26 protein-coding genes are annotated in these 25,775 nt (G+C 58.9%); 13 read left to right on the forward strand and 13 right to left on the reverse strand.

What is annotated here, in order from left to right:
- The 4 genes from BLR72_RS18380 to BLR72_RS18395 all read left to right on the forward strand — a co-directional run bounded on the left by BLR72_RS18380 (position 1) and on the right by BLR72_RS18395 (position 4,265).
- A complete protein-coding gene (locus tag BLR72_RS18380; RefSeq protein WP_091950903.1) occupies positions 1–813 on the forward strand; it encodes an ABC transporter permease in 813 nt (270 codons plus the stop codon).
- Positions 810–2,192 (forward strand): FAD-binding oxidoreductase, encoded by a 1,383-nt coding sequence (locus BLR72_RS18385; RefSeq protein ID WP_091950905.1) that lies wholly within the window; start codon positions 810–812, stop codon positions 2,190–2,192. The genes BLR72_RS18380 and BLR72_RS18385 overlap by 4 nt, the downstream gene beginning before the upstream one ends.
- Before the next feature lie 72 nt (positions 2,193–2,264).
- Positions 2,265–3,674: an adenylate/guanylate cyclase domain-containing protein gene (locus BLR72_RS18390; RefSeq protein ID WP_091950907.1), complete on the forward strand. Its 1,410-nt coding sequence runs from the start codon at positions 2,265–2,267 to the stop codon at positions 3,672–3,674.
- A gap of 153 nt (positions 3,675–3,827) precedes the next feature.
- On the forward strand, positions 3,828–4,265 hold the full coding sequence (locus BLR72_RS18395; protein WP_091950909.1) for a hypothetical protein: 438 nt from the start codon (positions 3,828–3,830) through the stop codon (positions 4,263–4,265).
- A gap of 115 nt (positions 4,266–4,380) precedes the next feature.
- Here BLR72_RS18395 and BLR72_RS18400 read toward each other — a convergent pair whose 3' ends face one another.
- The 7 genes from BLR72_RS18400 to BLR72_RS18430 are packed head-to-tail and all read right to left on the reverse strand — an operon-like array spanning position 4,381 to position 10,990.
- Positions 4,381–5,376: a Gfo/Idh/MocA family protein gene (locus tag BLR72_RS18400; RefSeq protein WP_091950911.1), complete on the reverse strand. Its 996-nt coding sequence runs from the start codon at positions 5,374–5,376 to the stop codon at positions 4,381–4,383.
- The gene (locus tag BLR72_RS18405; RefSeq protein WP_091951282.1) at positions 5,373–6,254 is read right to left on the reverse strand and encodes a sugar phosphate isomerase/epimerase family protein; all 882 of its coding nucleotides are present in this window, start codon (positions 6,252–6,254) and stop codon (positions 5,373–5,375) included. The genes BLR72_RS18400 and BLR72_RS18405 overlap by 4 nt, the downstream gene beginning before the upstream one ends.
- A gap of 26 nt (positions 6,255–6,280) precedes the next feature.
- Complete coding sequence (locus BLR72_RS18410) at positions 6,281–7,114, reverse strand: carbohydrate ABC transporter permease (protein WP_027232089.1); 834 nt, start codon at positions 7,112–7,114, stop codon at positions 6,281–6,283.
- Positions 7,111–8,034 (reverse strand): carbohydrate ABC transporter permease, encoded by a 924-nt coding sequence (locus BLR72_RS18415; RefSeq protein ID WP_091950913.1) that lies wholly within the window; start codon positions 8,032–8,034, stop codon positions 7,111–7,113. Before BLR72_RS18415 ends, BLR72_RS18410 begins: the two co-directional genes overlap by 4 nt.
- A gap of 50 nt (positions 8,035–8,084) precedes the next feature.
- Positions 8,085–9,287, reverse strand: a complete 1,203-nt coding sequence (locus tag BLR72_RS18420; protein ID WP_091923192.1) for an ABC transporter substrate-binding protein — start codon at positions 9,285–9,287, stop codon at positions 8,085–8,087.
- Between the two features lie 27 nt (positions 9,288–9,314).
- Positions 9,315–10,301, reverse strand: coding sequence for an alpha/beta hydrolase (locus BLR72_RS18425; RefSeq protein WP_091950915.1), 987 nt, complete (start codon positions 10,299–10,301; stop codon positions 9,315–9,317).
- Positions 10,298–10,990 (reverse strand): GntR family transcriptional regulator, encoded by a 693-nt coding sequence (locus BLR72_RS18430; RefSeq protein WP_244506753.1) that lies wholly within the window; start codon positions 10,988–10,990, stop codon positions 10,298–10,300. Before BLR72_RS18430 ends, BLR72_RS18425 begins: the two co-directional genes overlap by 4 nt.
- A 102-nt stretch (positions 10,991–11,092) precedes the next feature.
- On the opposite strand from BLR72_RS18430, the gene ugpC reads away from it, so the two are divergent.
- The gene (ugpC, locus tag BLR72_RS18435) at positions 11,093–12,175 is read left to right on the forward strand and encodes an ABC transporter ATP-binding protein (RefSeq protein ID WP_091950917.1); all 1,083 of its coding nucleotides are present in this window, start codon (positions 11,093–11,095) and stop codon (positions 12,173–12,175) included.
- 19 nt (positions 12,176–12,194) lie between these two features.
- Here the strand turns inward: ugpC and crcB (BLR72_RS18440) are convergent, their stop codons facing one another.
- Positions 12,195–12,602 (reverse strand): fluoride efflux transporter CrcB, encoded by a 408-nt coding sequence (gene crcB, locus BLR72_RS18440; RefSeq protein WP_091950919.1) that lies wholly within the window; start codon positions 12,600–12,602, stop codon positions 12,195–12,197.
- Complete coding sequence (crcB, locus tag BLR72_RS18445) at positions 12,599–13,000, reverse strand: fluoride efflux transporter CrcB (protein WP_091951284.1); 402 nt, start codon at positions 12,998–13,000, stop codon at positions 12,599–12,601. The genes crcB (BLR72_RS18440) and crcB (BLR72_RS18445) overlap by 4 nt, the downstream gene beginning before the upstream one ends.
- Positions 13,001–13,281: 281 nt before the next feature.
- On the opposite strand from crcB (BLR72_RS18445), the gene BLR72_RS18450 reads away from it, so the two are divergent.
- The 8 genes from BLR72_RS18450 to BLR72_RS18485 all read left to right on the forward strand — a co-directional run bounded on the left by BLR72_RS18450 (position 13,282) and on the right by BLR72_RS18485 (position 21,367).
- Positions 13,282–14,832: a DHA2 family efflux MFS transporter permease subunit gene (locus BLR72_RS18450; protein WP_091950921.1), complete on the forward strand. Its 1,551-nt coding sequence runs from the start codon at positions 13,282–13,284 to the stop codon at positions 14,830–14,832.
- 64 nt (positions 14,833–14,896) lie between these two features.
- Positions 14,897–15,241, forward strand: a complete 345-nt coding sequence (locus BLR72_RS18455; RefSeq protein WP_091950923.1) for a hypothetical protein — start codon at positions 14,897–14,899, stop codon at positions 15,239–15,241.
- A gap of 35 nt (positions 15,242–15,276) precedes the next feature.
- Complete coding sequence (locus BLR72_RS18460) at positions 15,277–15,957, forward strand: superoxide dismutase (RefSeq protein WP_091950925.1); 681 nt, start codon at positions 15,277–15,279, stop codon at positions 15,955–15,957.
- Between the two features lie 318 nt (positions 15,958–16,275).
- A complete protein-coding gene (locus BLR72_RS18465) occupies positions 16,276–16,746 on the forward strand; it encodes a (2Fe-2S)-binding protein (RefSeq protein WP_091950926.1) in 471 nt (156 codons plus the stop codon).
- 5 nt (positions 16,747–16,751) lie between these two features.
- Entirely contained in the window at positions 16,752–18,950 is a 2,199-nt protein-coding gene (locus tag BLR72_RS18470; RefSeq protein ID WP_091951286.1) for a xanthine dehydrogenase family protein molybdopterin-binding subunit, read from the forward strand.
- 37 nt (positions 18,951–18,987) lie between these two features.
- A complete protein-coding gene (locus tag BLR72_RS18475; RefSeq protein WP_091950928.1) occupies positions 18,988–19,635 on the forward strand; it encodes a VOC family protein in 648 nt (215 codons plus the stop codon).
- Positions 19,636–19,815: 180 nt separating this feature from the next.
- Positions 19,816–20,319, forward strand: coding sequence for an acyl-CoA thioesterase (locus BLR72_RS18480; RefSeq protein WP_027232102.1), 504 nt, complete (start codon positions 19,816–19,818; stop codon positions 20,317–20,319).
- Positions 20,320–20,539: 220 nt separating this feature from the next.
- Positions 20,540–21,367: a Hint domain-containing protein gene (locus tag BLR72_RS18485; protein WP_091950931.1), complete on the forward strand. Its 828-nt coding sequence runs from the start codon at positions 20,540–20,542 to the stop codon at positions 21,365–21,367.
- A 143-nt stretch (positions 21,368–21,510) separates the two neighbouring features.
- On the opposite strand, the gene BLR72_RS18490 is transcribed toward BLR72_RS18485, so the two are convergent.
- The 4 genes from BLR72_RS18490 to BLR72_RS18505 form a co-directional block, all read right to left on the reverse strand.
- Positions 21,511–22,794, reverse strand: coding sequence for an alpha/beta hydrolase (locus BLR72_RS18490; RefSeq protein WP_091923213.1), 1,284 nt, complete (start codon positions 22,792–22,794; stop codon positions 21,511–21,513).
- A gap of 48 nt (positions 22,795–22,842) precedes the next feature.
- Positions 22,843–23,055: a hypothetical protein gene (locus BLR72_RS18495; RefSeq protein ID WP_036814631.1), complete on the reverse strand. Its 213-nt coding sequence runs from the start codon at positions 23,053–23,055 to the stop codon at positions 22,843–22,845.
- On the reverse strand, positions 23,052–23,861 hold the full coding sequence (locus tag BLR72_RS18500; protein ID WP_091950934.1) for a DUF2092 domain-containing protein: 810 nt from the start codon (positions 23,859–23,861) through the stop codon (positions 23,052–23,054). The genes BLR72_RS18495 and BLR72_RS18500 overlap by 4 nt, the downstream gene beginning before the upstream one ends.
- A gap of 109 nt (positions 23,862–23,970) precedes the next feature.
- Positions 23,971–25,770 carry an adenylate cyclase gene (locus tag BLR72_RS18505; protein WP_091951288.1) on the reverse strand — a complete coding sequence of 600 codons (1,800 nt, stop codon included), beginning with the start codon at positions 25,768–25,770 and terminating at the stop codon, positions 23,971–23,973.
- Between the last annotated feature and the right edge of the window lie 5 nt (positions 25,771–25,775).

Raw genomic sequence — 25,775 nt, forward strand, 5'->3', positions numbered from 1 at the left:
ATGCAATCATCAAGACCAGGACCCGTCATCCTCATTCTCGCAACAGCCATTGCGCTGTTCCTGCTCATGCCGCTGATCGCGGTGGTGCCGGTTTCATTCACGCCGGCTCGCTTCCTTTCGATGCCCTCCGGCACGCTGTCCCTGCGCCACTATCAGGCGCTGATCGACAACCCGCAGTGGGGGCAAAGCATATTGCTGAGCCTGCGCATCGGCATTCTGTCGAGCGCCATCGCCACCAGCCTGGCCACGCTGTTTGGTCTCGGCATCTGGATGTTCCAGCCGAGATTTTCGGCTCTTATGATCGGCTTCGTTCTGCTTCCGCTGGTGGTCCCCCCGGTCGTCTCGGCCATGACGCTCTACTTCCTGATGACCGCCCTTTCCTCCGTCAACAACTGGATCGGCTACGATACCTGGCTTGGGGTAGCGCTTGCACATGCTGTGATGATCACGCCTTTCGCCGTCGTTCTCATCCTCGTTGCGCTTTATCAGGTTGATAGGCGCATCGATCTTGCCGCACGGGGTCTGGGGGCAAATCTTGCCACACGAGCTCTAAAAATCATCATCCCGAACATAAAGTTCGGCATTGCCACGGCAGCGCTCCTATCGTTCGTCCTCTCCTGGGAAGAGATCGGCGTCACCCTGTTCATCACCAGCGTCAATGCGATAACCCTGCCCCGCTTGATGTGGATGGGACTGCGCGACAATATCGATCCTGCTATTGCTGCGATCTCCGTCGTCCTTATCATCGTGACGGCCGTTATCCTCGGCATCCGCATTTTCATTGAACGGCGGGGAGCAGCGCAACAGCAATGACCAGAGACGACATCGCCAGGCACCTCCGTTCGATCGTCGGACCGAATGGTGTGAAGGAGGCCGACGCACTGCGCCTTGTCCATCCTGGGTCCGATGCGCGCAATCTCGATGCCGGGCTGATGGCTACACCGGCGACTACGCAACAAGTCGCCAACATTCTCCGTTTCTGCAATGACCACCGCATAGCCGTCGTGCCCCACGGCGGACGCACCGGACTTACCGGCGGTGCAGTGTCGAGTGAGGGCGAGGTCATTCTCTCGCTTGCCGGGTTGAACCGCATTGAATCTCTCTCCGCTTCCGCAGCGACAGCCATCGTTGAAGCCGGCGTGACATTGCATACACTGCAGGAGGCCGCCGCAAAGGAAGGCCTGTCCACGGGCGTCGATATCGCCTCGCGCGGCAGCGCCACGATTGGCGGCATGATTGCAACCAATGCCGGCGGCATGGAGGCCTTCCGCCATGGTGTAATGCGCCAGCGTATTCTGGGACTTGAAGTCGTGCTGGCTGATGGCTCGATCATGCGTGACATGAGCGAGGTCAGCAAATGCAACGAGGGCTACGATCTGAAGCAGATATTCATCGGCGCCGAGGGGACGCTCGGCGTTGTTACGCGGGCGGTGGTGAAGCTGACGGCCGCCGACGCTTTTACAGCCACCGCACTGGTCGCCTGTCCGTCCGCCACCGATGCCGTTACCCTGTTCCAGGCGCTGCAGCGTGACCGCGGTATCCATTTGCTTCGCGCAGAATTCATGGCGCACGACTACTTCCATCTGGCGTCGCAGAGCCTCGGCCCCGCATCGCTTGCCGCCTTTACGCAAGCGCCGGCCTACCTCATTCTCGAAACGGACGATCCGGACCAGCCTACGGCCCGATCGAGGCTGGAGGAGGCACTCGGCCTTGCGATTGAACGCGGGCAGGTGGTCGATGCGATCATTGCTCAAAGCGAGAAAGAGCGGAACGCAATCTGGAATATTCGCGAAGACAGCAGCGTGATCGACCGTAACTGCCCCTATTGTCATTGGTTCGATATTTCCGTGCCGCTCGGTGCGCTCGAAACATGGCTGCAACAGTTCAATAGCGGGATTGCCGCTCTCGGCAGCGAGTTTCGCGGGTTCGCCTTTGGTCATCTTGGCGACGGCAATCTCCATATCGGCGTTGCCGGCGAAACCGCCTGGCCCGACAAGGAGCGCGCCAAGGCGATCATCTATGCCAATCTCCGCAAGATGGGGGGATCCTTCTCGGCCGAACATGGTATCGGCCTCGAAAAGCGACCTGAACTGATATCCGAAGGCGATCCGGTCAAGCTGAACCTGATGCGCATGGTCAAGCAGGCGCTTGATCCGCACGGCATCATGAACCCCGGCAAGGTGATAGGCTGACCGGTAATCACTCCTGACATTTTCAGTCGAATCTCCTATTGGCCTCGACGGGTTTAGGTATAGAATAGCTCCATGGATGATATCCAGCCACTGTTCGGTGTGCTGCGCCAGTCGGTCCAACCGGACATCGTCGACAAGATCGAGCGGCTTGTACGTGAAGCTCCCGACCGGAAGCTTTGTCGCGTCAATGCGCTCGCCTTTGCCGCCAGTGAAAGACTCGATGAAGAGGAAACGATCAACGCCTTTCTGCATGCTGCCCACCTTGGCATCTTCGAGATGTCATGGAACGTTTTGTGTCCGGGCTGCGGCGGGGTGCTTGATGCGAATACCTCGCTGAAGACGGTCCAGAGCGAAGAATACACCTGCGCACTCTGTGCCGCAGGCTACGAGCCGACGCTGGACGAAATGGTCGAGGTGACATTCACAGTCAGCCCGCGCGTGCGCCATATCGAGGCACACGATCCACATCGGCTGCCCACGCTCGAATACTTCCGTCAGATCTATTGGGGCTCCGGTATTGAACTGCCCGAGGACGATTTCGAAGCCAAAGTGGACGGTTTTATGCTCGAAGAGCTTGAACTGCCACCGAGCGAAAAGGCAGTAATCTCCCTGCAATTGCCGGCGGACTTCGTCATCGTCTTCGAGCCGGTAACACACGCCGCCCAGTTTCTCGACGTCAAGGGTGAGCCGACGAAGGAGCGTCAGAGCCTCTCGCTCATCTTCGATCGCACGCATCGCCACCACGAAACGCTTACCCTCCGCCCTGGCCCGTTGCGCATTGCACTGGAAAATCACACCGACGTTCGCGTCCTGCCATCCGTTTGCATAGCCAACGAGGCGCTGCATAATTTGCTCGGCCGTCGCCGGCCATTCCTTACCGCAAAGCGGCTGCTCACCAACCAGACATTCCGCGATATTTACCGCACCGACACGATCGACGTGGATCAGAGGCTAAAAATCACCAGCCTCACCTTCCTCTTCACTGATCTGCGCGGCTCGACCGAACTCTACGATAGGGTCGGCGACCTTGCAGCGTTTGACCTCGTGCGCATGCACTTTGGCATTCTCAATGACATTGTAAGTTCCGAAGCGGGCGCTGTCGTCAAAACCATCGGGGACGCGGTGATGGCGACCTTCCCGACCCCCGACCGGGCCGTCCTTGCGGCCATGCGGATGCGCGAAGCGATGCTGAAGCTGAACGGCGAACGCGGCAGCGAGGATCTCCTGTTGAAGATCGGCATCCACGAAGGACCGTGCATCGCCGTGAACCTCAACGAGCGGCAGGACTATTTCGGCCAGACGGTGAACATCGCCTCGCGCGTCCAGCACCTTGCGACGTCGCGGGAGATATTCGCCACCGGCTCCGTCCTTGACGATCCGCGCGCCTCCGACCTGCTAGTCCGGCACGGCCTGAAGCCGATGTCGCAGAGCGTGACGCTGCGCGGGATCACCGATGAGATCAGCGTTTATACGATTCCGTGAGCGGCGATCCGCGCGGCGTCTGCACAACTTCGTGAAAAATGTGGTCCCGATAATGATCGTGATTGGACTTCAAAGCGTGACAGAGTCAGGCTGGCTGGTGGGCTAAGACCGGGATTTTGGGCGGACCAACTATCGTTGATATAGGAGGCCAGAATGAAACATCTCGCTCTTGAACAATTGCAGGTCCTTGAAAAAACTGATCCCGACTACCCGCGCCAGATTCTGTCGCGCAATGAGCGTATCGAGCGCTGGGCTGAACTCTTGGAGCGCAACCCCGCACGGCGGCTTACGACACTATATCAGACCGAGTTCCAGTCGGCCGGGACCCGTGATGCGATGCGCGCTGATGGTTCTGCTCTGACGGTGGCGTTCGAGGATTCCTATCTGCGGGGATCAGGCCTCTCCGACGATAGCTATGGCGAAGCCAAGCGCTTCTTCGAACTCAACGACCATCAACTCCACAGAATGGTCTGCTATTGTCATTTCGGCGCCAATGTAAGCGCTGGTACGACCGCCCGATATGTGCGCAGGTTCCTGCCCTCGCAAGGCAAGGGCATGATTGGGTGGCTCCGGCAACTGTTTGCAGTTTAGTTTATAGGGCAAGCGCGCAAACGCCATGGTGCGTCCTCGGGCGAAAGCGGTTGCTTCGTCGATCGAGCTTGCCGCCGCAGCGAGAGAGCGCAGGATCACATCCTGCGCTCCACTCCTAGAGTTCAAGTTCGCGGCGTAGTTCCTCCAGCCGTTCCATGGCTATCACACCGTCATGGATCGTCGGCGCCGGCGTTGATGCCCCGCCGAGCCCCGGCACGACGTCAGCAAGCAGAGAGTAGTAGCCTTTGGGGTCCTCATTGGCTGCTGCCGTGAAATTCGGCTTCCAGGTCAGGGTGTCGACATCGTCCGCAAGCGTGGCGTTGGGATCGTCCACCTTGAAGGGTGGATTACGGTTCCACCGTACTTCTATAACATCGTCCACTTCGAGCCGCTGGTGATCGCTCATCAGTTCGATGCGCTCGACCGGCGTTCCGCGCGACTGGATCGTACCCATGGCAATATTGCCGATCGCGCCGCAGTCGAATTCGAAGCCGACGTGGAAGAGGACCCGGCCCGGCGTCTTTTCGACTTTCCGGGCGGATAGCGTGCGCACCGGCGAGACAAAAAACGATACAAGGTCCATGTAGTGCACGCAGTGATGCAGGAAGAAGCCGGTATAGTCGACATTGCCGGTAAAATAGCCGGGCGCCGTCATGTAATAGCCGGTGAGGCCGAGCACCGGGCCAAACCGACCCGACTTGATGATGTTGTGGGCGATCTTGTTGCCGACGGAATAGCGCTTCATGAAGCCGACGAACAATGGTTTGCCCGATCGCTCCGACGCCGCGCGCAGTTCCCGCGCGCCTTCAGCCGTACCCGAAGGCGGCTTTTCCATGAAGACGGAAAGTCCACGCTCAAGTGCGAGCTTGCCAAAACGCAAATGCTGATCTGGTCCTACCGCCATGCCGATAGCGTCGATACCCGGCGTGCGGATAAGCTCCTCGGCATCGCTGGTCAATCGCGAAACGCCAAACTGTCGTCCGGCATCGGCAAGCCGCTTGCCGTCGATATCGCACAGCGCAACGATTTCAACGTCGTGGCGCACGAGTTGGGGTAGAAGCATCTGGGTTGCGTGAATGCCGCAACCGATCCAGCCGATTTTCAAGGTCATCGCCGATATTCCGTCAAGGTGAGATGGGATTTGATAAAGGCAGCGCTGGCCGCGAGCCGTTCGCTTTCATCCTCGTGCGGCGCACGCCATTGCGCGAACGGTACGCCGAAACGGTCGTCATTGCGCCGGAACGGTTCGACCGATACCGGCCCCTTGTAGCCGATCTCATGCAATGCGCGACCGACAGCGACCCAATCGGTCGAACCGGTCCCAGGAAAGCCGCGGTGGTTTTCGTTCGCCTGGAAATGAACGAGACGGTCACCGCCAAGCCGGATCGCCTCGGCAATCGATGCCTCTTCCATATGCATGTGGAACGTATCGAGCATCAGCTTGATCGCCGGATGATCAACCGCATCGAGAAGCTCGTTTGCCTGTTGTGTCGTACACAAAACGTCGCTCTCAAAGCGGTTGAGCGGCTCGACGGCAAGAACGACGCCGGCCTTGGCGGCGTGATCGCCGGCTTCCTTGAGGCCGACTACGCAGCGCTCTTTGCGCTTCAAACGCTCGTCCTCGGAGACGGGCGCAGGTGGCCTTCCGGCGAAGACAAGGGGATTGCCGGTCAACGGTCCGCCGACGATCGTCGCACCGAGCGCGTTTGCGCAATCGGCCGTATAGCGCAGATAATCGATGCCGGCACGATGCGCGTCCTTGTCGTCCGACGAAAGGTTGCGCTGGAGATTAACCCGCGCGGCAAGGACGACGCCAAGCCCTGCATCGTCCAGCGCACGCCGCGCGGTGGCAAGATCGATCTCGCCTGGTTCCGGCACCAGAAGCTCGACGAAATCATAGCCGAGTTCGCGCATCCGCGTGAAGAGGTGAAAGTGCTCGGCGGTAAACGGCCGCGCATACTGCATGGAGATCAATCCGATGGGATTCATCGCTGTTCCTTTTTTGATTGGCATGTTCATCCCTTCACTGCGCCTTGGGTCAGGCCGCCGATAAGCCGGCGTTGGACGAGAAGGAAAAGTATGGTTGCGGGCAATGCGCCGACGACCCCGCCGGCGGCAAGTAGTCCCCACTCGATCTGGTATTCGCCGATGAGCGTCTGGATTGCTACCGTGACCGGGCGGACATTTCGGCCGCCGAGGGTCAAGGCATAAAGATATTCGTTCCAGGCGGTGATGAAGATATAGATGCCGGTCGAGATAATCCCGGGCATGGCGAGCGGCAGCACGACGCGGCGCAGGGCCTGAAGCCGTGAGCAGCCGTCTATCATAGCAGCCTCGTCGAGACTGCGCGGTATAGCGGCGATGTAGCTGGTCAGCATCCACACGGCAAAGGGGATCGCCACGGTGGAATTGGCCAGGATCAAGCCGATATGGGTATCGAGGATGCCGATCTTCCGGAACAGTACGAACAGCGGCAGGATCAGGAGGACGATCGGGAACATGTTGACGAGCAGGAACTGCAGCATGATGATCTTGCGCCCCGGGAACCGGAAGCGCGACAGGGCATAGGCTGCCGTAACCGATACGACGAGGCCAAGTATCACCGTTCCGCCTGCGATGATCAGGCTGTGCAGCATATTACCTAGGAACGAGGTCTGTTCGAGCAGGCGTATATAATTGTCGAGACTCCAGCCGGCGGGTGACAGTGAAACGCCGGACGCCGATAGCTGCGCGGTCGGGGTCAGCGACGTCAGGATCATCCATGCAAAGGGCCCGATGGCAAGGAGGATGATCAGGACGACCGGAATATCGGTTGTGAGGATCCGCTTGAGAGTGGATGGCTTGTTCATTGTTCCACCTCCCGCATCGTGCGGACGATATAGACGGCGACGATCGCGCCGAGCAGGATGGTGAAGGTCACCGCAATGGCAGTGCCGTAGCCGAAATCTAGATTCTGGCGCGCTTTGATGAAGGCATAGAGCGGCAGCGTATGCGTCGCATAGCCCGGCCCTCCCCCAGTCATCACGAAGATGACATCCATGGAATTCGCGACCCAGATGATGCGCAGCAACCCGGCGGTCGCAAGGACGGGAGCGATACCCGGCAGCGTGATGTGGATGAACTGACGCCAGCTGCTCGCCCCATCGATGGAAGCGGCCTCATACTGGCTTTGCGGAATGCCCTGCAGGCCGGCGAGGATCATGACCGCGAAGAACGGGAAGCCTTGCCAGGTGAGCGTGGCTATCACGGCGTAGAGCGCGAGCTGCGGATCGGCAAGCCAGGGCACCGTCGAGTGAATGATCGACAGGTAAAGGAGTATGTCATTGAGAACCCCGGTCGTCGGATCGTAAATCCATCGCCACATCAGGGCGATCACGACGCTTGGCAGTGCCCAGGGGATGATGACCAGGGCGCGCGCGAGCCCGCGCCATGGAAAATCACGGTTGAGCAAGAGTGCCGCGATGAGGCCAAGGCCCATTTGCAGCGGCACCGTCAGGCCGATCCATATCGCTGTGTGACCAAGAGACGTCCAGAACACGGGATCACGCAGCAGCTTCACATAGTTGCCGAATCCGACGAAACGGGTGGCATTCGGCTTCCACAAGACGAGGTCATAGAAGCTGGTGACGAGCGCCTGCACCATTGGAAAGAACACGATGACGAGTGTCACCAGCACGGCTGGCGCCAGCAGGGCATAGGGCATAAGCCTGCTGCGCAGCGGACGGAGCTGTGCGGCCTCTGCTGGTGCAGATGATACAAGCGTTGACATGACTTTACTTTCCGGCGTTCGTCGATCGGCCTCTTGAGAACCTTTCCGCGCTATTGCGCGAAAAGGGTCTCAAGCTGCTCCATCATCTGCTGCGAGGTGATCTGCCCCGTCAGCGCCTGCTGCATCGAGGTTTGCCAGGCGGTATTTACAAATTCGGCAGTGGCAGTGCTTTGCGGCAGGACATGCGCGAACGGGAGCGACTGCACAGTGGCATCGACGAAGCGGCGTTCATGCAGCGTCCAATGTTCCGCACCGCTCTTCGTTACGGTCATCTGGCCGGTCGCCTTGTTGAAGGCCACGTTGTTCTCGCCTTCCGCAAGGAACGAGATCCACTTCCACGCGGCATCCTTGACTTGCGATCCGGAGAAGATGGCCAGCGATTCGTCGCCATAGGACGTCCACTGATTGCCGCCGCACTTCGGCACGGGGACAGCCGAGACCTTGTCACCCAGCGCCTTGACGAGATCGTTGGACGAGCCGATGTGGTGAATGGTCATTGCAGTCTTGCCGGCCTTGAAAGCCGCGACAATTTCCTGGAACCCGTCATTCGGCGCGGATGGCGGAATGACCTTGTCCTTCTGGAAGAGATCGATGAGCCACTGGTTGGCCGCCACAGCTTCCGGTTTGGTCAAGCCGCCCGGCTTCAGTTCAGCACCCTGCGAGAACACGAACGTCCCCCACTGGTCCCAGCCACCCTTGCCGCCGCGCAGGCCAAATCCATAGGTGTCGGGGGACTTTGTGAGCTTCTGTGCAGCCGTGCGGAATTCCTCGCACGTGGTCGGCGGGTTCAGGCCGGCTTCCTTGAAGAGGTCGGCGCGGTAGTAGAGGTAAAGCACCACATACTGGATGGGCAAGTAGTACTGCTGTCCATCGGGGCCCTTGTTGAGTTCAAGCAGATTGTCGAGAAGGTCAGCCTTTCCCGGCCAGGCGTTGATACGTTCGCCAAGCGGTTCGAGCGCACCCATTTCAGCAAGCCGCGGCTGGGCGAAGAGCTTGACCATGCCGGCATCGGGAGCATTACCCCCGACGAGCGATGTATAGAGATTGTCGTAATAGCTGTTCCAGGGAACGTTTTCGGCCTCGATCTTGATATCGGGGTTTTTGGCCTCAAACTTCTGCACGAGATCCGACATAGGATTTTCCGGATTGTCGAAGTGATACCAGAAGCGCACGGTCTCGGCGGCGTTTGCGCTCCCCATGGCGAGACCTGCGACGAATGCGCAGCTGACGCTGAGTTTCTTGAAAATGCTCATTGTGTCCTCCACTGTTGTTCTTCGAAATTAACGACTGCTCCGGATCATCCGACGGGCGGCCTCACCGGCAGCCGCGAGCGCCTCCCGTGCCGCGGCCAATTCATTGGTGTTCTGCAAAAATCCATGCGTGACGCCCGGCACGATCGAAACGGGGCTATCCCGGCCAGCTGACTTCAGCCTGTCGGCGAGAAGCAGGGTGTCGGAGAGCAGCGGATCGATGCCGGCAGCCAACAGATAAAGCGGCGGCAGGGCCTTTAGCGTGCGGTCGCTGGCGTGAAGCGGCGATGCCATCGGACCGCGGCGCAAATCCTCATCACGGCAGTACCAGTTCCAATAGCGCTGCATCTTGCCGCGCGTCAGTCCCGGGCCATCCGCGAATTGCTGATAGGAAGGCGTGGTGAAATCCGCGGCGTAGGTTCCGTAGAAGAGCAGCGCGCCCGCCGGGACCGCATGACCTGCTTCAAGTTCATGAATCATGGCGGCAAGCGCGAGATTGGCGCCAGCAGAATCTCCCGAAACGAGCAGCGGCCCTTCTTCGACCCCGACTGCTGCCGTTGCCGGAAATGCGGCGCGCAGGCAAGCGACAACATCATGCAATCCATTCGGATAGGGATGTTCAGGGGCAAGGCGATAGTCGGGTACGAGCACGGGCAACCCTGTTTCAATAGCAAGGACCCGCGCGCATCGCTCATGGGTTTGCGGACTGCAGAACGCGAAACCCCCGCCATGGACGAAGAGCACTGCGCCGGGGCCCGCACTTTCCGGTATAAAGACCTTCATCCTGCAATCTGCCGAGCCAAGGTCGGAATTGGCTTCGACCATGACTTCCGCTGCTTTGGCGACCGGCGGAAGGTTCTCGTTATTACGTTCGTTGATGCGCTCGGATTGCGCCCGCCCCTCCGCAGGTGCAAGCAAGCTCGGATCAGGGAGTGGCCCAAGTTCCGCCTCGACGCGTGACATGATCATGCGCATCTCCGCCGAAAGGTCACTCGGAAATTCGTTTGAGGTGCTCATTGCTCGGCATCCGGGAACAGTGTGGGACCGAAATCGACGATGGTCGCGATGTGATGGTGCAGTGTCTGCGTTGCCGCCGCCATGTCCCCCTCGCCTATCGCTTCGATGATCACGCGGTGACGCAGGGCAGTCGCCATGAGGTCGCGCGTTCCTATGCTTCGCGAAATCTTGAAGCGGTGATTGTGGACGAGGCAGCGGTGCAGGATCGGATCGAGCGCAGGCAGGTCGGCGTCGCGGAAAATGCGGCGATGGAAGTCGCGATCTATTGCAGCGAGCTGCAATTCGTCGTCGGCCTTCGCCGCGTCAATCATATCTTCGGCCATGTCCTGCAGGTCGGGTATGAGGCTGCGGCTCTTGTGCCGCATCACCCGGGCCATGCCGTTGCACTCGATCTGCTGGCGGACGCGAAACATCTCCACGGCTTCATCCACGGTGCAGGCGGAGACCTGCGTGCCACGATGACCCTGACGCCGTACAAGTCCCTCCTCCTGCAATTGCAGGAGCGCTTCCCGTACGGTTCCCTGGCTGCACTGGAACCGCGCCGCCAGATCGAGTTCAGTCAAGGGTTCGCCTGCCCTGAGCTCGCCAAGCATGATGTCCCGTTTCAGCGAGGCAAACGCAACCGATGCCTTTGCGGCTAAAGGGCTCTGCGGCGTGCGAGCCAGGCGGCGGGACAGGGAGTCGGACACTGCAAGCCCTTTCTTGTTGTTGCAGACGACGCGAAATATCATTATTGATATTGATATCGATAATGAACGTCAATAGAGATAATGGGACGGAGGAATTTTCAAATGACAGCGATCAGCCTCGATAAGATCAAGAAGGTCTATGGCACCGTTCCAGTAATTCATGGCGTCGACATAACGATCGCAAGCGGCGAGTTTCTCGTGCTAGTCGGCCCCTCAGGCTGCGGTAAGTCCACGCTGTTGCGGATGATCGCCGGTCTCGAAGAGATCAGCGGCGGCGAACTGCGTATAGGTGACAAGGTGGTCAATGCGCTGCCGCCTTCAGACCGGGATATCGCCATGGTGTTCCAGGATTATGCGCTCTATCCGCACATGAGCGTCGAGGAAAACATGGCATTCGGCCTCAAGATGCGCAGCGAAGGAGCAAGCGAGATCAATACGCGCGTGTCGAGCGCCGCGGACATTCTCAAGCTTCAGGACTACCTAGCCCGGCGCCCGGCGCAGCTTTCTGGCGGCCAAAGGCAGCGCGTTGCCATGGGGCGGGCGATCGTGCGGCGCCCGAAGGCATTCCTGTTTGACGAACCGCTGTCCAATCTCGATGCGGCGCTGCGCGTCGAGATGCGCCTTGAGATCGCCAAGTTGCATCGGCAGATGCAGGCGACGACTGTGTACGTCACCCACGACCAGGTCGAGGCAATGACCCTGGCCGATCGCATCGTCGTCATGAATGCCGGTCATGTCGAACAGATTGGCAAGCCGCTCGATCTCTACCGGAAACCCGCCAGCCTTTTCGTCGCCCGCTTCATCGGCAGCCCGACAATGAATACACTCGCCGTCGATGTTGCAGAATCCGCCGGCGAAGACCTGGTTGTTCAACTGCCTGCCAGGCGGGCAGCAATTACGGTTCAAGATCGATCCACCAGGAAGGCGAAAGCTGTTACCTTCGGTGTCCGCCCCGAAGACCTGACGGTGTGCGAGCCGGATAATGCATGGTTTTCCGGCGAGTTGGTCGTCGTTGAACGCCTTGGCAGCCAGACGTTCGGCTATCTGGACGCCGGAACTGGAAAACTCATTACTGTAGAGTTTCCGCGCGTAGCCGAGGTCAATGTCGGCGACCGGATTTCGGTGAAGGGCGAGAGCACCAAAGCTCACCTCTTTGACAGTCAAAACGGACAACGCCTGAATTGAGCGCGTTATCTGCTGGCAATCACCTGTTGATACGGACAGCCAGCACATGACCGCACCAGGCTGCGGCGAGCGACAATAAAACGACGGCACCAAGATAGAGCGCGCCGGTAACGATGCTCGCATCGAGCATGAGCAGGTAAGTATCGAGGCTCATCGCCGAAAACGTCGTGAAGCCCCCGCAAATCCCGCCCATGACAAAAAGGCGCCCCATCGCACCAACGGGCCACCGTCCCTCGGGACCGGTCGACGTGGCGAAAAGCATGATGATGAACGAGCCTACGACATTGACGAAGGTGGTGGTCCAAAGCACGCTTTGACCCAGTCCATCGACGATGGCGACGCCCGCCAGAAAGCGCAGTAGCGAGCCAATCGCGGCACCACAGCCGACTGCGAGATACATCCGACCGACCTTCGTTTTTTCCGTCATCCGAGCAAACTGCCTGACCATTCGACAAGACGAAAACCGAGAGCCACGGCGAAGAGGCACAGGAGAGACGAGCCGACGACATTGAAAGCCGCACGACGCATTTCACCACTGAAGGCAAGGTAGAGGCTTTGCAGGCAGAATGACGACACGGTCGTATAGCCGCCCAAGAGGCCGACAACCACAAAGTCGCGGAACAATGGGTCGGCAAAAAAACCGCTTGAGTTGCGTCCAAGCCCGGCGACGATCCCGATTATAAGCGCGCCGCTGACATTCACGACAAACGTTCCCCAGGGGAAATATTCATCGAATCTTCTGCCGACGAGCGTCGACAGATAGAGGCGCGCAATACCGCCGACAAACCCGCCGATGAGGACTAGGAGACAGGCTTCAGGACTCATCTGGGCGGGTTCCGCGGTCGAAAGCAATGATGACGTGATATTTGTTCCTTGCCGTTTCTGCAATGGCGCCAAATCGAGGCACCCGTCCTTATAAAGCGCAGCGGGCACGACGAGCGGTTAGCCCACCAAACGCATTCCAGATAAGAGATAGCTGGAACAAAGCTCTGCAACAGTGTCTTATAGGTGCGATTTGCCACCTTACTGGCGGCGTAGTCCCGATGCTGAACAGTTTGCATAGCGGCAATCCGTCAGTGGAGCGAAGGCACTTTCGGAGTCATTTAATGTCGACACATGCCAGGTCTATCGCAGCTGCTACGGCGAGTACCTGGTTCGGTTTTGCCGCTTTGTGCATCGGCATGTTCATGGCGATCCTCGACGTGCAGATCGTCTCGACCTCCTTGCCAAATATCCAGAACGCGCTCGACATCGATCCCGATCAGATGAGCTGGATACAGACCGCCTACCTTATCGCGGAGGTCGTCGCCATTCCATTGAACGGCTTTCTCACGCGAACGCTGACGATGCGCTGGCTTTTCGTATGCGGCATCATTCTTTTTACGCTGGCCTCCGTTGGATGCGCATTGAGCGGCGATTTCTCGGCGTTGCTTGCCTGGCGGATTCTCCAGGGTCTTGCCGGCGGCGCGCTTATACCGCTCATATTTTCGGCGGTGTTCATCCTGTTTCCGGGAAACCTGCAGGGTATCGCCACAACAGCGGCAGGCGTCGTCGCAGTCATGGCTCCGACAGTCGGACCGATGGTGGGCGGCTGGATCACCGAGGCATATTCCTGGCATTGGCTGTTTCTCATCAACGTCATCCCGGGGATCGTCGCAGCTGGCCTCGCGGCTACTTTGCTGCCGCGCGAAACGACAAAGTTTCAGGAGATTCGGACGCTGGACGTCATGTCCCTGCTGATGATGGCGATTGGCCTCGCCGCCATGGAGATTGGTCTCAAGGAAGCCCCTAAGCGCGGTTGGACCGATGGCATCGTACTCGGGCTTGCCGTTGTAAGTGCCGCAACACTTGCCGGGTTTGTCCGGCGAACCTGGCGCAACAAGGTGCCTTTGGTAAACCTGCGAAACTTCAAGGAACTGAATTTTACGATCGGCTGCGCATTGAGCTTCATTCTGGGCTTCGGACTGTTCGGCTCGGTTTATCTGATGCCCTTGTTCCTGGCCTATGTGCGTGGCCACAGCGCCTTTACGATTGGAACCATGATGCTGGCGACGGGGGTCGCGCAAATCCTCGTCGCGCCGATAGCGGTTTTTCTGGAGCAGCGCATGGATGCGAGAGTCTTGACCGCCATTGGGTATGCTGTCTTTGCCATCGGTCTCGGATGCAGCGCCTTTCAGACGCCGGCAACCGACGGCGACGGCATGTTCTGGCCGCAAATAATACGCGGCGTTGCGATCATGTTCTGCATTTTGCCGCCGACGCGTCTCGCACTCGGCAACCTGCCGCATCACCGCATTCCGGATGCGAGCGGCCTTTTCAATCTGATGCGCAATCTCGGCGGTGCCCTGAGTCTGGCCCTGATTGATACGGTGATCTACTCGCGTGCCGCCACACACGGACTGGAGTTGGCCAACGGCCTTCTCATCGGCGATGCGAAGACCGCGGCGTTCGTCGGCATTCCGCTTGACCAACTGCGCGGTGACGGCATGGCAGGGGCTGGCGCCGAGGTGATGTTCAGCCCATTGGTGGCGAAGGCTGCGCTGGTGCAGTCCATCAATGACGCCTGGGCGATGATTGCGCTGATCACCCTCGTCTCGCTTATCGTCGTGCCCTTCGCCCGGCCGATAAAGCGCGATCCCCACGGGGTTGCGACCTGAAGTCAATGCGGAACCAACCTTCTCGCGGATCGTTGCTCAATATTCACGCGAGGAGGCGAACCCAATGGACGACAATACGATCACGGACGGCGAAGTGGCTGCGGCTCAGAGCAAGACAAAGCCGAAGACCCGAAGCGCCGCCACTCGGAAGGACGCAACCAAGAGCAAGGCTTCTCCACGCAAACAAACCGCCAAAAGTGCTGACTCCGGCTTGGCGGACTATGCTTCGTCCATGGCAACGACGGCTGCGCGGACGGTTCGCCGTCAGGCAGAGTCTGTGGCCGGTCCGGTGCGGCGCAACCCGGGACGAGCGATGTCGGCAGTCGGCGCAATAGGCATTCTTGGATTTTTCCTCGGCGTGTTGGTCGGTCGCATGACAGCCGAGGATACGCGCCGCCGCTGGTATTGAAATGGCCGGGGTGCTGACGGGCAAAGGAGGCAAGAATGAAACTCAATCGACGTAGTGTACTCGCACTGACCGCAGCTTCCGCTGCGACGACGTTGTTTGCGCCTGCCGGACGCTCGTGGGCGGCTGCACCGTTCAAACAACCCGAATTACCCTATGCCGAAGGCGCTCTGGCCCCGGCCATTTCGGCAAGGACGGTCGGACTCCACTATGGCAAGCACCATGCCGGCTATTTCAAGAAGCTGAACACGCTGGTGGAAAAGACGCCTTATGCCGACCTTTCGCTGGAAGAGGTCGTCGTCCGATCTAAGAAACAAGGTGACACCGACATCTTCAACAACGCTGCGCAGGCCTGGAACCACAACCTCTATTGGCAACAATTCAGGGGCGGATCGGCCGCGCCCAAGGGCGCGCTACTCGATGCGGTAAAGACCAGCTTCGGCGGGCCGGACGAAATGCAAAAGAAAATGGTTGCCGAGGGCGACAAGGTCTTTGGAACCGGTTGGGTTTGGCTCGTCAAGGATGGCGACAAGCTGACAATCGTTGGGCTACAGGACGCAGGAACGCCATTAGCTGATGGCAAGAAAGCCCTCGTCGGGATCGATGTATGGGAACACGCCTACTATCTCGATTATGAAAATCGTCGCCCAGAGCATGTTGCTGCGGTTTTGAGCAAGCTCGTCAACTGGGACTATGTCAGCGAACAGTTTGCGGGATAAGCGTTCGAGCCGCTGTTCCGCGTTGTGATTGCGCGTCCAACTTTCGGCCATCATGATCTGCATCGGCTACAATGAAGCCGATGCAGCAAAAATCACGTGTGCTCCCCACCATACGAAGATCTGGTCAACCTCGCTGGTCTGGCCTAAGATGAACGTTTACGAGCACACGGTCTGAGGGGGTCTTTGCCCCCCCAAAATGGGGTTAGTTCGCGTACCTGCGTCTCAATCGCCTTCGCTTAACCCATACTAACAAAATCATAGCGTTCGCATATTATCGGCGGACTGCCCTGCCGATCCTCATAAACGGGAGAGTGCGCCATGGCTGTTGCCATCAAAATCAATGGAAATACCCACAGCGTCGACGTCGACGACGACACGCCACTTCTGTGGGTCCTACGGGATGTGTTGGGTATGACCGGCACGAAATTCGGTTGCGGGATGGCGCTTTGCGGCGCCTGCACCGTTCAGATCGACGGTGTCGCCACACGCTCCTGCATTACGACAGTCGATAGCCTTGGCGAGTCCGAGGTGACGACGATCGAAGCGATCGGCTCGACTCCAGCGGGCGCTAAAATACAGAAGGCGTGGCTCGAGCACGAGGTTCCCCAATGCGGCTACTGTCAATCCGGCCAGATCATGTCGGCATCGGCGTTGCTGGCTGCCAACCCGAACCCGACGGACGCCGATATCGATGATGCCATGAGCGGCAATATCTGCAGGTGCGGTACCTATGTTCGCATTCGCGCGGCCATAAAGCTTGCAGCACAATCGGCCGGAAATGGAGGTTGACGACCATGACCATCGATCACGCCTTGACCGAAAGGGGTTCACGCCAGTCTCTGTTGCCGGCAAATCTCTCCCGCCGCAGCTTCCTTAAGGCAAGTGCGGCTATCGGCGGTGGACTTGTCTTGAGCCTGCACCTGCCATCATCAAGAAATACAGCGAGGGCGAGCGAAGCCGCAGGCTTCGAGCCAAACGCCATCATTCGCATTGATGGCAATGGCGAGGTTTTCCTGACGATGCCCTATGTCGAAATGGGCCAGGGCACCTATACTGCGATCCCCATGCTGATAGCCGAAGAACTTGAAGTGAGCCTGGACAAGGTTCACCTCGAACATGCGCCCCCGAATGAACAGCTTTATGCAAATCCGCTGCTCGGGGTCCAGGCCACGGGTAATTCGAACGCCATGCGGGGTGCATGGAAACCAATGCGGGAGGCGGGTGCAACCGCGCGCATGATGTTGGTTGCAGCGGCCGCCAAGGAGTGGAGTGTCGATCCGGGTACTTGCCGCGCGCAGGGCGGTGAGGTGATACACGATGAGACCGGCAAGCGACTGACATATGGAGCACTGGCCGGCGCGGCAGCGAACATGCCGGTGCCGAAAGATGTCGCGCTGAAATCGCCCGATAGTTTCACGTTGATAGGCAAGCCAATCAAGCGGCTCGACACGCCGACAAAGGTCAACGGCACCGCCATATATGGCATCGATGTCCGGCCGCCCGGGGTAAAGATCGCAACGCTTGCGCAGTCTCCGGTCTTTGGCGGCAGGGTGAAGAGCCTTGATGACGCTGCCGCTCTGGCCGTTAAAGGCGTGCGTCAGGTTGTAAGGCTTGACGATGCTGTCGCAGTCGTGGCCGATCATATGGGCGCTGCCAAAAAGGGCATGGAAGCCCTGCAGATCGAATGGGATGACGGCCAGCACGCTTCGCTTGCCACCGAGGATATTGCCCGCGAGCTCGACAAGGCGACAATGAGCCCAGGTGCCGTTGCGCAGAACATCGGCGACGTGGACAAGGCCATGGGCAGCGCGGTCACGAAGGTCGAGGCAACGTATCAGTTGCCGTTCCTCGCACATGCGCCGATGGAGCCGATGAATTGTACCGTGCATTTCCGCAAGGACGAATGCGAGATCTGGATCGGGAATCAAGCGATCGCGCGGGTTCAGGCGATGGCGGCGCAGGCAGCGGGTCTGCCGCAGGAGAAGGTCATTGTTCACAACCACCTGATCGGTGGCGGCTTTGGCCGGCGCCTTGAGGCGGATGGCGCGGTCCGCGCCGTGGAGATCGCCAAGCAAGTCGATGGTCCGGTAAAAGTGGTATGGACGCGCGAGGAAGATATCCAGCACGACCTATACCGCCCCTACTGGTTCGATCGCCTTTCAGCTGGGCTCGACGACAAGGGTAGGCCAATTGCCTGGAAGAACCGGTTCGCCGGATCGTCCGTGATTGCGCGGTGGCTGCCCCCAGGCTTCAAGGATGGGCTCGATCCGGACTCGACCGAAGGAGCCATCGATCTCGTCTACGATTTGCCGAACTTCCACGTCGAATATGTGCGGGCGGAGCCTCCGGCCATTCCGACTGGATTCTGGCGCAGTGTCGGCCCCTCGCACAATGTTTTCGTAACCGAAAGCTTCGTCGACGAACTGGCTGCTGCGGCAAAACAGGACCCCGTTGCTTACAGGCGGGCGCTTCTCGACAAGTCGCCCCGCGCTAAGGCCGTTCTCGACCTTGCGGCAGAAAAAGCCGGATGGGGAAGCACGCTCCCCGAGGGAAGCGGACGCGGGGTTTCGCTGCAGTTTGTCTTCGGCAGCTACATGGCACAAATTGCCGAGGTCGAAGTGGCGAAAGACGGCAGTGTCCAGCTTCGACGCGTCGTCTGCGCGATGGATTGCGGCACCCCCGTCAACCCGAATACGATCGAGGCTCAAATCCAGAGCGGCATTATCTTCGGAGCGACGGCAGCACTCTATGGGGAAATTACGCTCAAGAACGGGCGCGTCGAGCAGACCAATTTTGACTCCTACCAGATGCTGCGCATTAACGAAGCACCGGCCATCGAGGTTCACATTGTGGCGAGCACGGAACCACCCGGAGGGATGGGCGAGACTGGTACATCGGCAATCGTCCCAGCAATCGCCAATGCAATCTATGCCGCAACCGGGACGCGTCTGCGCAAGATGCCGGCAAATCCTGGTCTTCTGAAACGGGCGTAAGTTCAACGGCAATACCTACCAACACGGGGAGGGAATTATGACAAATGCAGGCGTGGACATGAAGTTGGAGATTGTCGTCATCCCTGTTTCGGACGTCGACAGGGCGAAGGAATTCTATTCAAGCCTCGGCTGGCGGCTCGACGCCGATTACCCTGCCGACGACTTTCGCGTCATTCAGTTCACGCCGCCGGGTTCGGGGTGCTCGGTCATTTTCGGTAAGAACGTCACTGCTGCGGCTCCAGGTTCAGTCAAGGGGCTCTATCTCATTGTTTCCGACATCGAGGCAGCGCGCACCGAGTTGATCGGCCACGGAGTCAAGGTCAGCGAAACATTCCACCATGCCGGCGACACCTATACCGGATCCGACGAACCCTACCTGTTTGGCAGTGTCCGCGTCAGCGGCCTTGATCCCGAACGGGGTACCTACCGTTCGTTCGCCTCATTCAGCGATCCTGACGGTAACGGCTGGCTGTTGCAGGAAATCACGGCACGGCTGCCGGGACGCGTCGACGCAGAAAACACCTTGTTCAATTCCTCGTCCGAGCTTGCTGCCGCCTTGCGCCGGGCAGCAACCGCGCATGGCGAACATGAGAAGCGAGAGGGCGGCAAGCACGACGAGAACTGGCCGGATTGGTACGCCGAATACATCGTGCGCGAGCAGGCCGGGAAGGAACTGCCGCTTTAGCGAACCCGGCGCGAAAGCCCAACCCGCTCGGACGATGCGCAATCATACGCCACTTCAAATGGACGCCTGACGCATTTTGCGCCTGGCGAAGCTGCGTTGCGGCCGGAAAGCATTTCTTACATAGTGGCTTGCGCGCGCAAGTGGCCTCCCATGGACGCCACCATAAGGAGATGGGGAAATATGGGCGATCACACCGATACGAGTCATGTGGAGATGGTGGTCCTCATGACACCGGACATGGCGAATTTCAGCGGCAAGGTCCACGGCGGCGCGCTTCTCAATCTTCTCGACCGCGTCGCTTTCTCCTGTGCCTCGCGCTTTTCCAAGCAATATGCGGTGACTCTGTCGGTGGACCAGGTGGTGTTTCGCCAACCCATCCTTGTCGGCGAACTCGTAACGTTCCGCGCCTCGATCAACTACGCGGGACGAACCTCAATGGAAGTGGGCATTCGGGTGGAAGCGGAAGACATCCGCAGCGGCGTCCGCCGGCACACCAATTCATGCTACTTCACCATGGTGGCCGTGGATGAAGAAGGAAAGCCGACCGCCATTCCAGCGTATGATCCACAATCTGAGATTGCAAAGAGACGATTGCGGGCAGCGGAAACGCGGCGGAGCCTACGCCGCGAGTTCGAGACGCGGTTCAAGGAGGCCGCTTCTTCCGAAAGCGCTGGCGAGGGCTAGCGCCGCCAACCCTTCTTCCGCGTCGTCCTCAGGGGAACCCCCCGCTACTTCCAAAGTAGTATGATTTCTCTCGAAGTGCATATTTTTCAAGCAATTGCTACGCCTAATTCATCAGCTGGCAAACACTAACCATGAGCGTTTCTAGCGCCCGCAGTTCATGTAGGATGATCTTGGGCCAATATCGGTAGAAACCGCACCAATAACAAAATGGAGGGGCATGATGTCATCAGGTAAAAGACAAAATTCACCGCACAACCGAGCGCGAAGACATTTCCTTGGCGTGGCGGGTGCAATCACAGCTACAGTCGTTGCTTCTTCAGCGGCGGACGCGATGGGTCACAAGACCTGGAGAAGAGGAGGCAACAAGGGCTCCGGATCGGGCTCAGGCTCCGGTTCCAGCGGCCAGAACTGCTTTCTGCGCGGCACTTCGATCATGACGCCGACAGGCGAAGCGGTGATCGAGGAGCTCAAGGTGGGTGATCTGGTGGTTACAATGCGGGGCCATGCAGTGCCGATCAAATGGGTCGGGCATCAACGCTACAAGAACGGCGGAAAATCCTGGCACGAAAGCGTCGTTCCCATCAAGGTTTCGCGTCATGCGCTCGACGATCGCACGCCACACAAAGACCTGTACCTCTCTCCCAACCATGCGCTCTATATTGATGGCGTCCTTATCCGCGTGAAGGACCTCGTAAACGGAGCTACGATTGCTCCTGCTACTCCCAACCGCGGCGAGGTGCTCGACTACTACCATATCGTACTGGATACCCATGAAGTGATCCAGGCGGAAGGGTTGGCTGCCGAGACGCTTCTCGTCAGGGAAAGCAATTATGAGCACTTCACCAATTTCGCGGATTACAAGCGCCTATATGCCGACGAAGCGCCTGTGGCCATGACACCATTTGCACCGATCGTCGGTTACGAGGGTGGCCGCGAACATCTCAAGGCCCTGCTCCGCATCTGGGCTTCGCCATTCGTCAAGGTAAGCGATCCGATCGAAAAGGCCTATCAGAGGATTGCAGCGCGGGCCGAGCAGCTCGTCAGCTGATCCTGACCGCTGAGGGGCGGCATCTGACCGCCCCCTAGCCTGTGCCAGCGCCATATTTGCCAATGCGACGGCCGGCCGTCTCGCTGACCAACAGGATCTGTTCAGGAGCAGGGAGCGAACTATCCGGCCTGCTCCAGACGGGCTCAGTCGCATTTCCTTGTCGAAGCAAGGCCGGCGCTGCAGTCCTTGGCAGGCGCTTTCTTCGTCGTGGTGTTCTGCGACACCCCAAAGGTCCCGCTAAGCTGATCCCCGTAATTGTCTCGCGTTGCTTGATCGACAACCGCGACCGGGGCAGCCAATATCAATCCGGCAGCGCCGCCTGCGGCGGCGGCCGTTCCCGTCGTCGCGGCGAGAATCTGATCGCCGAGACCTGTCTTGCTGTCGGTCAGCGTCTGGCCCTCGGAAATGCGCTGGCCGATGAGTTGCACAATCTCCGGTGATTCAGCAAACTTCGAGTGGTGGAGATCGTCGCCGGCCTTGATCTTGGTGAGATCGATGACCGCGATCTTGTTGTTCTCCAGTTCTGCTTTGTAAGGCGCTTGCTCGGGATCGATCGACCCAAGCCGCGGAATGTCCCCCCAGATACGCCGCGATAGCGCCAAGGCGCGATCATCGCGCGACACAAACAGTGTGAAGCGGGGATGCTGGCTTCCCATATCCGCAATCTGCGACCGGAAAACGTCGACATCGACATCGGGTGCCGCCAGCATCACATTGGTAAATTTCGCAGGCAGTTTACCATTACGGATCGCCATCTGGCGGAGAGACTCGAGTGCGAGCCAGTTTCCCATCGAATGCGCCAGCACGGAGACTTCCTTAACCTCTGGATCCCGCGCCAGATACTGGAACAGGTTTTCGAGGGCATTGCGCGTATAATTGGTGCTTTCCCGATCGTAGCCATAGGCGAGAAGGCTTCCGCGCGAGGGCCATGTCACAAGTATCGGCGCACTATGAACACCCGAATCCTTTACGATCTGCGCAAAGCGGAAAACGGAACTTTCGAACCTGTTGTTAAACCCATGGACAAATACGAGAACGCTGCGATCAGGGGATTTTCGGACCCCCGTACGGAGCCATTGTTTGGCTTCATCCAGGGTCAAATCATCTGTCTTCAGCGTCGCAAAATCTGTTGCCGGGTTGGGAGGAAGTCGCTTCGGCCAAGCTACTTCACCCTCCTTGCGCACCGTCTTTGGCGGGATCGAAACCGTGATGTCAGCAAATGCCGGCGCGAGCCCCCGCTCGCCGCTGAACATCTCGCCGGGGTTGGTGGAGCGCTTGCGGGTCGTCGTGACGAGCATATCGACCTGGCTTGCTGCTGGCGCGGTCTCGGCAACCGGCGCCAACACGTTTTTCGGATGGCTCGCACAACCTGAAGCGAGAATGGCCAACAATAGAATGAACGCCCCATATCGACGTTCAGAACGCATGACTTTTTTACACAACTGCATCAGATGGCACCGCTCCCACTCATGGCCTTAACAATAGTACACGCCGACGGCACAGCGGCGAACTGTTCGCCGGGCGACTCCTGCTACACTCACAGGCGTGAGCGGACGTCCGATCCTGGCGTCGGCGGGCGTAACGAAACCGGATATGCCCGGGACCGACAATTCGAAACCGGCTTCCAACACGAACAGCCCGACGATCGCCGTCAATACGACTATCCTCAGCTTCCTTGAGGTTTTCATTTGCTGCCTCCTACGGCGAAGTGTTGTGGAAGTTCGTCGATATCGCCCAATTTCTTGAGATCGACCTGCTTGGCATCCGTGGCGTTCTTGAATCCGAAGTCAGCTGCCGAGACGTCTGTCCCCGACTTCCAGTCGCTGATCTGAATGCTGTATTGCGGCCCCTGGTCTACCTTTTTCGCCGTGATGACATATCTGCAGGGATAAGGATGGTCGCCCTGGGCAATCCAGATCTGCCAGTCAACCTCCTTGGCCCGGAACGCAAGATGATCGCATTCGGTCCCGCCGATTACGCCGCTGCCGAGATCCTTCACATTCGTGACATCCCGCATCAGTTCATCGTAGACGTTGGGTAGGAGCAGGTCAGCGCCGGGAACAGGCCGATGCAGTTTATCCCGCAGTTCGTCGATGAGATGATCGATGCTGCCGGGCGAATCCACTTGCGTATAAACATTGGCGTCCTTGCCAAACAGGGTCACCGTCTTGCCATCGAAGGTCATTTCCACATTGGCGAATCCGCCATGCCGCGTCGCACGGATCTTGTCGGGACGGTCGAGTTCGATCGTTCCGGAACTTGCCAGCAGGAGTTTCTGATGTTCCTTGGTGACGACCTCGAGATTGGTGTCGTAATTGAACGAGATCTGCTTTTGCGCCGTGACGTAGTCGGACATTGCCTTGAGCAATTTCTTGGCGTCCGCCTCGTCGGCACTTGCTGCGGATAATGTTGCCGCTACTGCATAGAGCGCCACCGCCGCCACCGACAGGGTTGTCGCAGCGAACCGCTTAACGTTTCGAGCTATCTTCTGCATTGAAGCATCCCTCCCTGTTTCGCCCGCTTGAGCAGGCAGGAACAACACTATGCGCTGTGATGCCATTAAGCTTGTAGTATCGGGTATGTTACCCCCCCGCGCCACGCCACTACCGAGATGGAGCAGACGCAGCCGCCGGCACCGCGCCCGCCGCTGCTTCTGCGCCGGGCGGCAGCAGCAGGCCAGCCTTGCGAATGCCTGCGATCATGCGGGCCTGATCATTCGGTTGAATATTGCGGAGCTTGAGTTCGGTTACGAGGTTTGGAATGAACCCCGGGCGCATGGCGACGAACGTGTCGCCTTCTCGTTTTGCCTCATCCATCATCCCTTTTTCTGCGTAGATGACGGCAGCAACCAGATGAAAGAGGGGAAATTTCTCGAGGTTCGCCTGACGGATTTCGATAAGCGCCGTATCGTAATCTTCGAGCATATAGGCAGCGAGGGCGCGATTGCCGTGGTAGTAGCCGGCACCGCCGGGATTGAATGCGAGTGCCTGGTCAAGGACCTGTGCGCCTTGCTTCCATTCGCCGCCCATGGCGAGGCGGACCCCGTATTCACCCATCAGCTCAGTGTCGTTGGGATTGATGGCAAGCGCCTCTTCGCCCACGCGCATCGATTCCGCCAGTTGCTGATTGAAGAACAGAGCGGTCATCAGCGCCTGGAGGGCCCGGCTGTTGTCAGGCTCGAGTTCGACGGCGCGCCGGGCGGCCTGTAACGCACGTTGGAGTGCGGGTTGCGAATTCGATCGAGGATTGTAGCCGAATCGATCCTCGTCCAGATAGACGATCGACAGCATTGCCCAGGCTGTTGCATAGGTCGAATAACGCGCAACAGCTGTTTCCAGGCACGCGCGGACATTGGCGTGGCGTTCAACGCTGAGCTCGGCGCGGTAGGCATAGAACCGAAGGGTGCACCCGTACGCATCGAGATCATCTGGCGGCGGATTCGCCGTATTGACTTGCGTGATTATGCCGTATGGCTGGGCTATGGCTTTCGCGACCTTGTTTGCGACATCGGTCTGGATGGCAAAAAGGCCACGCGAGCGAAGATCATCCTCATAAGTGTCTGACCAAAGAATAGCATTTGTCGCTGTATCGATAAGCCGGGAAGTCACTCGCACGCGATCGTCGGATATACGCACGCCCCCGGTCAGCAGGTATCGTGCCCCGAGCTTGCCGCGTATATGCGACGCGTCCACGCCGGTTGGCAAAGCCTCGGATGTTTCCCGCCCAAACACTTTGAGTTCCTTGAAGCGGGGCAGCGCCGTCAACAGCTCTTCCGTCAGCCCCAGCGCATAAAGATTGGCCTGTGAGCTCTCGCCGAGATTGGCAAAGGGCGCGACGACGAGCGACGGTTCATTCGGAACCGACGTGAATGAGGCGCCTGGATCGAACACCGTGCGGGCAAACGTCCAGTAACCGAGTAATGCAATTGCAATTGCAGCCGCGAGCATCCACGCAGCCAGCCTACCGGGGCGGGCGAACAGGGATTTCGGAGGAGCCACGACGGGAGCAACGGCAGGCTCTGCCACCGTCCCGGCTTCGTTCCAGGAGAAATACGGGACGTACTTGCCCTTTGGTATATCGATCCTTACCGGATCATCCTTGCCGGCGATCAGATAATAACGCTCGAGCGTACGGCGCAGACGGCCCGCCTCGATCCGTACGACAGGGTCATCCTGGTTGAAGCCCTCGTCGCGATTGAAAACCTCTATGGCGATGGAATAGCCCTTGATCCGCTCGGCACGCCCTGCAAGCGTCTCTTCAACGACGTAGCGAAGAAAGGCATGTGCATGTCCTGCATTGGGGAATTCAGGACTGGCAACCATGCGATCCAATTGGGCGCGGATATCCTCCGGAGCGGGCGGCACGCGTTGTGCGCCGGCTGCCTGTTCAGTCCGGGCCTCCATTTGGT

It is taken from the genome of Phyllobacterium sp. YR620, from assembly GCF_900104165.1.
Classification (GTDB): domain Bacteria; phylum Pseudomonadota; class Alphaproteobacteria; order Rhizobiales; family Rhizobiaceae; genus Phyllobacterium; species Phyllobacterium pellucidum.

What these genes read in the sequence shown, in the direction of transcription:
- BLR72_RS18380 (WP_091950903.1), top strand. Translation starts at nt 1, where the DNA reads ATGCAATCATCAAGACCAGGACCCGTCATCCTCATTCTCGCAACAGCC.
- BLR72_RS18385 (WP_091950905.1), top strand. Translation starts at nt 810, where the DNA reads ATGACCAGAGACGACATCGCCAGGCACCTCCGTTCGATCGTCGGACCG.
- BLR72_RS18390 (WP_091950907.1), top strand. Translation starts at nt 2,265, where the DNA reads ATGGATGATATCCAGCCACTGTTCGGTGTGCTGCGCCAGTCGGTCCAA.
- BLR72_RS18395 (WP_091950909.1), top strand. Translation starts at nt 3,828, where the DNA reads ATGAAACATCTCGCTCTTGAACAATTGCAGGTCCTTGAAAAAACTGAT.
- BLR72_RS18400 (WP_091950911.1), bottom strand. Translation starts at nt 5,376, where the DNA reads ATGACCTTGAAAATCGGCTGGATCGGTTGCGGCATTCACGCAACCCAG.
- BLR72_RS18405 (WP_091951282.1), bottom strand. Translation starts at nt 6,254, where the DNA reads ATGAATCCCATCGGATTGATCTCCATGCAGTATGCGCGGCCGTTTACC.
- BLR72_RS18410 (WP_027232089.1), bottom strand. Translation starts at nt 7,114, where the DNA reads ATGAACAAGCCATCCACTCTCAAGCGGATCCTCACAACCGATATTCCG.
- BLR72_RS18415 (WP_091950913.1), bottom strand. Translation starts at nt 8,034, where the DNA reads ATGTCAACGCTTGTATCATCTGCACCAGCAGAGGCCGCACAGCTCCGT.
- BLR72_RS18420 (WP_091923192.1), bottom strand. Translation starts at nt 9,287, where the DNA reads ATGAGCATTTTCAAGAAACTCAGCGTCAGCTGCGCATTCGTCGCAGGT.
- BLR72_RS18425 (WP_091950915.1), bottom strand. Translation starts at nt 10,301, where the DNA reads ATGAGCACCTCAAACGAATTTCCGAGTGACCTTTCGGCGGAGATGCGC.
- ugpC (WP_091950917.1), top strand. Translation starts at nt 11,093, where the DNA reads ATGACAGCGATCAGCCTCGATAAGATCAAGAAGGTCTATGGCACCGTT.
- crcB (WP_091950919.1), bottom strand. Translation starts at nt 12,602, where the DNA reads ATGACGGAAAAAACGAAGGTCGGTCGGATGTATCTCGCAGTCGGCTGT.
- crcB (WP_091951284.1), bottom strand. Translation starts at nt 13,000, where the DNA reads ATGAGTCCTGAAGCCTGTCTCCTAGTCCTCATCGGCGGGTTTGTCGGC.
- BLR72_RS18450 (WP_091950921.1), top strand. Translation starts at nt 13,282, where the DNA reads ATGTCGACACATGCCAGGTCTATCGCAGCTGCTACGGCGAGTACCTGG.
- BLR72_RS18455 (WP_091950923.1), top strand. Translation starts at nt 14,897, where the DNA reads ATGGACGACAATACGATCACGGACGGCGAAGTGGCTGCGGCTCAGAGC.
- BLR72_RS18460 (WP_091950925.1), top strand. Translation starts at nt 15,277, where the DNA reads ATGAAACTCAATCGACGTAGTGTACTCGCACTGACCGCAGCTTCCGCT.
- BLR72_RS18465 (WP_091950926.1), top strand. Translation starts at nt 16,276, where the DNA reads ATGGCTGTTGCCATCAAAATCAATGGAAATACCCACAGCGTCGACGTC.
- BLR72_RS18470 (WP_091951286.1), top strand. Translation starts at nt 16,752, where the DNA reads ATGACCATCGATCACGCCTTGACCGAAAGGGGTTCACGCCAGTCTCTG.
- BLR72_RS18475 (WP_091950928.1), top strand. Translation starts at nt 18,988, where the DNA reads ATGACAAATGCAGGCGTGGACATGAAGTTGGAGATTGTCGTCATCCCT.
- BLR72_RS18480 (WP_027232102.1), top strand. Translation starts at nt 19,816, where the DNA reads ATGGGCGATCACACCGATACGAGTCATGTGGAGATGGTGGTCCTCATG.
- BLR72_RS18485 (WP_091950931.1), top strand. Translation starts at nt 20,540, where the DNA reads ATGTCATCAGGTAAAAGACAAAATTCACCGCACAACCGAGCGCGAAGA.
- BLR72_RS18490 (WP_091923213.1), bottom strand. Translation starts at nt 22,794, where the DNA reads ATGCGTTCTGAACGTCGATATGGGGCGTTCATTCTATTGTTGGCCATT.
- BLR72_RS18495 (WP_036814631.1), bottom strand. Translation starts at nt 23,055, where the DNA reads ATGAAAACCTCAAGGAAGCTGAGGATAGTCGTATTGACGGCGATCGTC.
- BLR72_RS18500 (WP_091950934.1), bottom strand. Translation starts at nt 23,861, where the DNA reads ATGCAGAAGATAGCTCGAAACGTTAAGCGGTTCGCTGCGACAACCCTG.
- BLR72_RS18505 (WP_091951288.1), bottom strand. Translation starts at nt 25,770, where the DNA reads ATGGAGGCCCGGACTGAACAGGCAGCCGGCGCACAACGCGTGCCGCCC.